The sequence below is a fragment of the Acetobacterium sp. K1/6 genome, assembly GCF_034438075.1.
Taxonomy (GTDB): domain Bacteria; phylum Bacillota; class Clostridia; order Eubacteriales; family Eubacteriaceae; genus Acetobacterium; species Acetobacterium carbinolicum.
Genome location: NZ_JAXQGA010000053.1, coordinates 1 through 3,332 on the forward strand (window position 1 = coordinate 1; position 3,332 = coordinate 3,332).

4 protein-coding genes are annotated in these 3,332 nt (G+C 32.9%); all 4 read right to left on the reverse strand.

Translation table 11 applies throughout. The features are described from left to right. Positions 1–466 precede the first annotated feature (466 nt). A complete protein-coding gene (locus U2P91_RS17710; protein ID WP_162624552.1) occupies positions 467–853 on the reverse strand; it encodes a hypothetical protein in 387 nt (128 codons plus the stop codon). A 90-nt stretch (positions 854–943) separates the two neighbouring features. After that, positions 944–1,624, reverse strand: coding sequence for a hypothetical protein (locus U2P91_RS17715; protein ID WP_111889205.1), 681 nt, complete (start codon positions 1,622–1,624; stop codon positions 944–946). Between the two features lie 520 nt (positions 1,625–2,144). After that, the gene (locus U2P91_RS17720) at positions 2,145–2,570 is read right to left on the reverse strand and encodes a hypothetical protein (protein WP_111889204.1); all 426 of its coding nucleotides are present in this window, start codon (positions 2,568–2,570) and stop codon (positions 2,145–2,147) included. Between the two features lie 97 nt (positions 2,571–2,667). Next, positions 2,668–3,332 (reverse strand): ABC transporter ATP-binding protein (locus U2P91_RS17725; protein ID WP_322520090.1); only part of this gene is annotated, 665 nt, incomplete at its 5' end.

The window sequence follows — 3,332 nt, forward strand, 5'->3', positions numbered from 1 at the left end:
ATATTGTGCATTTTCCAACTTGCAATACTATGGATTTTTGCTTTGCAACTTTCTACATTTTTATTTTACAATAAACAGCTTTATTTTTAAAATAATTCCAAATTAGTGGAATTGCATTGAGAAATACAATATAAATGAATACCGAAACTAAATAAATCCTTAATGTGAATGTAATTGGTTCTCTCCATTCAATTAAATTATTTCGTTCGGTTACTTGTACTATTATTATTATCACAATTCCACATGCTAATAATATTTTCATAATAATGCGCCTTATTTGTTTCCATTTTTCGCCCATTAACATCCCTCACTTATTTTCATCACCCAATAGCGGCTAAAATAAAAACCATAACTCATCGATTCCATCATATTAAAGCTATTCTGGATGGCTATGAACCCAAAATCCATCAATACAAAAAACACAGGTAACCACATATTAAACTAACCTGTAAAATCTTTTTTTATGTCAAGCCTCTTTTCTAAAACTATCAATCAATAAATAAGCGTAATAGCCCATCAAAATAAAATCAAAAACAAAAAATTCTTTGATACTGGCAAAATATAAAACGCCAAAATAACTTACCCCATAAAATAGCATCAGTAATAAAATATTAGCTGCCAAGATAACTTTCGTCATTCTTAGTATTCGAATTTTTTTAAAGCGCTCGTACAAACTGGCCAGTAATATTCCTGTTGAAATGTAAAGAAATAAGTCAAACAAAACGCGATACCATAATAAATTTAATTGAAGGTTTGTTGCCTGATATCTTATAAAATAGTCCCTAAAAATAGCAAGGCCTAAAATAATAAAGGGCGTTATGGCAATTTTTATCATTGATTGGTAAAGTGACAATTTCAGTTCCTCCTTCTACTTCCAGATCCGATTTTACTTCGTTAACTTTAAGGTTTAGAAATAATTTAATCGCCTGCTCGTAATCCTGCGTCACTCAATCCCAAATTGAAATTTCTGTAATTTTTGATAGTTGTAATCACTGAGCCTTAGTTTGAGCACGTTATCATTTTCTAAATGAAGCGATAAATAATAAATGTTAAAGGATTTTTCTCTCAGCTCATAGTCTTTGATATCTTTTATGTCCACCATTTTTGAGAAATGATAGATTAATTTATCATCAGACACATATGAAGTTGCTTTAAAGAGCAATAAATATAAGATAAATGCTAATTTACCATATACCGTAAAATCATGATCGTCTAAATTCGGATTCACATATACAATATCGGTTATGCTGATAAAGTATGATATTTTTCCGAGTTCCATTAATAAGAACGTCATTTTCTCAAAATAACTAAATTTGCCTTCATAGGGATATTTGAGAACGATTCTGAATTTAAAATTAACATAAGCCGATAGCACCAAAAATACGATAAACATTATTATATATGAATTATTATCGATCTGTGTTATTGTGAAAAGAGTTGTGATCATCAATATAATCAATAATCCCAAGTCTACATAATACTCTTTCTTCATGCTTTCCTCACTTGTCGCTCTAAATTTTAAATCATTTCCTGACTTGGCACTAAAAGCATCACAGAATATCCATTCAAAACGCGTTAAGAAGACCTCAATCACGCCATCTATCATCGCAAAAGCGAAGTACATCACCAGTCTTCTGCAACAGGTGCTTGATGATGCCACCCGACTGATAGCGGAGTTTAGAGACGCTGCCTTTTCGCTGCCGGAGTACCAGCTGCTTAAACTGGGTGTTTTTGACACCCTAACCAAATTTAAATATACAAAGAATAAAGCGTAGATATTATAAAATAAAATAAAACTCCCAATAAAAATACAATTGATATAATCACATACTTCTTTTTCATTTATGTATCACCATTCCTTCGTTTCACTCAAGCCACAAAACGACCTGAAACATCTTGCCTTTAAAAAATTTTTTTAATTATTGTATAGCCATAGGGATAACCACAAACTACAAATCACGTGGAGGTGAGTAGGCTGCTCCATTCTGGAGTGACTGCATTTATATATGTGTTGATTGCTTTTCCAAGCACAAATAAGTGTGGCTATGCTCAGAATTAGGTAAGCTTAATACTCAAGATGTTTCAGACTTTCACCATCGCCATCCTCCATGCTGATCCAACTTTACTGCGTTAACTTTACGGTTTCAGTTACCCACATCGCTATTATTTTTGGTTGAAACGAATCCTTTTGAGAAAAAATATCCTACTACTACTGGAAAAACATATACTATAACCGGAGAGCTAACTAACAAAGATGGTATTGGAATAGAAATATTTACATAAAAACCAAATATTGAGATATAACGAGCGTAATAAATCAAGATTAAGAATAACGCAATAATTAAATCATGCATACGAATTTTCAAAGTCAATCTTAGATCATCTAAATTTAATATATACAAAAAAACACCGACTAATGAGCCCACAATGGGTCTATTGATCCCCGCATAAAAAAATAGTTGGTTTTCAGACGTTATAAGCTTTCCATTACCAACAACTTCGATGTAAATGACAAGAATAATTATGATCAAATATGGTTTTAATGGTTTGATTTTTTTCAATGAGTTCAAGACAAGCTCCCCCTTTTCTAAACTTTAATTATCTGTTTTCGGCATGCAGTAGTCAATAGGATTGGTGCATAAACTAAAAGCATCACAAAGCAATCACTTAAAATGCGTTAAGGTGTTCAATCAGAATTTTAAAGAATTTCTCTTTTTCCATGTGATTAACAAGTCTTTCTTCAATCAGACCATCTTTTAATAAAATTACCTCATCCGCAAAGCTGGCGATATAGGGATCATGGGTAACCAAAATTACTGTTTTTCGCAATTCCTGATTCATTTCTTTTAGACACCTCACCACTTCTTTTGATGATTGCGAGTCCAGATTTCCGGTTGGTTCATCAGCCAGAATTAACTTCGGGTTATTTGATAAAGCGCGACAAATGGAGGCCCGCTGCTGTTCTCCTCCTGATAATTCCCCCGGGTATTTATTCAAATGTTTTCTGATTCCAAAGCGCTGGGCATAATACAGCACACTTTCTTCAATTTCTTTCAGCTTTTTATGATCCAATAACATTGGCAGCATTATATTTTCTTTTATTGTCAGACTATCCATCAAATTATAGTCCTGAAAAACAAATCCAATTTGTTCACGGCGATACTGAGCCAGCTGATCATGACTTAATTTCGTCAATGATTTTCCCTTGTAAAATATTTCGCCTTCGGTTGGCGTATCGAGACCACCAATTAATTTTGAATATTTCACGGTAATGATACCAACGATATTCAATTGGATACCGGTAGCACACACATTGATACCGTGGACGATTC

Bases quoted from the DNA above. Each gene is read 5' to 3' on its own strand.
- U2P91_RS17715 (WP_111889205.1), bottom strand. From the start codon at position 1,624: ATGTACTTCGCTTTTGCGATGATAGATGGCGTGATTGAGGTCTTCTTA.